1 protein-coding gene is annotated in these 963 nt (G+C 63.1%); it reads right to left on the bottom strand.

Annotated elements, in window-relative coordinates:
- Nucleotides 1-107 precede the first annotated feature (107 nt).
- The gene (locus tag H3V53_RS43150; RefSeq protein WP_336603035.1) at nt 108-803 is read right to left on the bottom strand and encodes a ribose-phosphate diphosphokinase; all 696 of its coding nucleotides are present in this window, start codon (nt 801-803) and stop codon (nt 108-110) included.
- Between the last annotated feature and the right edge of the window lie 160 nt (nt 804-963).

Raw genomic sequence — 963 nt, 5'->3', positions numbered from 1 at the left:
TAGTCCGGTCCACAGCCAGCGAAAAATATCGCTGCTGCGTCGCCGTCGCAGCGCTTCCAGAGATATCTCAAGCCGAGAGCGCCGCGGACGAGGTGCTGCGGACCACGCTATACGGCGCTCTCGTGCATGTGTGCAATAGCTTGCGCAACTAGTGGCGCGCTATCCAGCACGGTAAGCCGCTCTAGAAACGCACCGCGTGGCACGCGCCACGGCGCGACACTATCGGTCACGACGACGCTCGCCAGCGTACCGTTGCCCAGCTTTTCGCACGCATCGGCGAGGAAAAGACCGTGCGTGGCAGCAGCATGAACTTCGGTCGCGCCCAGCGCAAGGCAATGGCCGGCAACCAGCGAGAGCGTGGTTCCCGAACCGATCAGGTCGTCGACGATGATCGCGCAGCGGCCCGCCAGATCGCCGACGACAGGCTTTCCGGTGACGATGCCGCCGGCGCGCAGTTTCCCAGCGAACGCCGCTTCCACGGGGCTATCGAGCAGCTTCGCAAGCCGGGCGCGAAAGTCCTCTGCGCGCCGGACACCGCCTGCATCAGGCGAAACGACAACGAGCGCCCTGTCGCGCAAATGTGACGCGAACCACTGTGCGAGCAGGCCGTTTGCCTCGAGATGCTCGGTCGGAATTCGAAAAGCGTTCTGGTACGCGGCCTGATTGTGAACATCGAGCGTGGCGAAACGGGATGCGCCCACGGCTTCGAAAAGCTGCGCAACATAGCGTGTGGTCACGGGATCGCGTGTCTGCGAACGACGGTCCTTGCGCGCGTAACAGAGGTAGGGCGCGATGACACTCACACGCGCCGCGGAGGCGTCCACCAGAGCTCCCACAAAAAAAAAGCAGCTCGCACAGCTTGTCGTTCACCGTGTGACCGGGTTCGGCATACAGCGAATGGATCACATACACGTCGCGACCGCGGACGCTTTCGAGCGGGCGCATCTTGTGTTCACCATCCTC

The organism is Paraburkholderia bengalensis, assembly GCF_037126505.1.
Classification (GTDB): Bacteria; Pseudomonadota; Gammaproteobacteria; order Burkholderiales; family Burkholderiaceae; genus Paraburkholderia; species Paraburkholderia bengalensis.
Note: the sequence above shows the minus strand (reverse complement) of the source record. Positions and strands in the feature narration are given on the sequence as shown.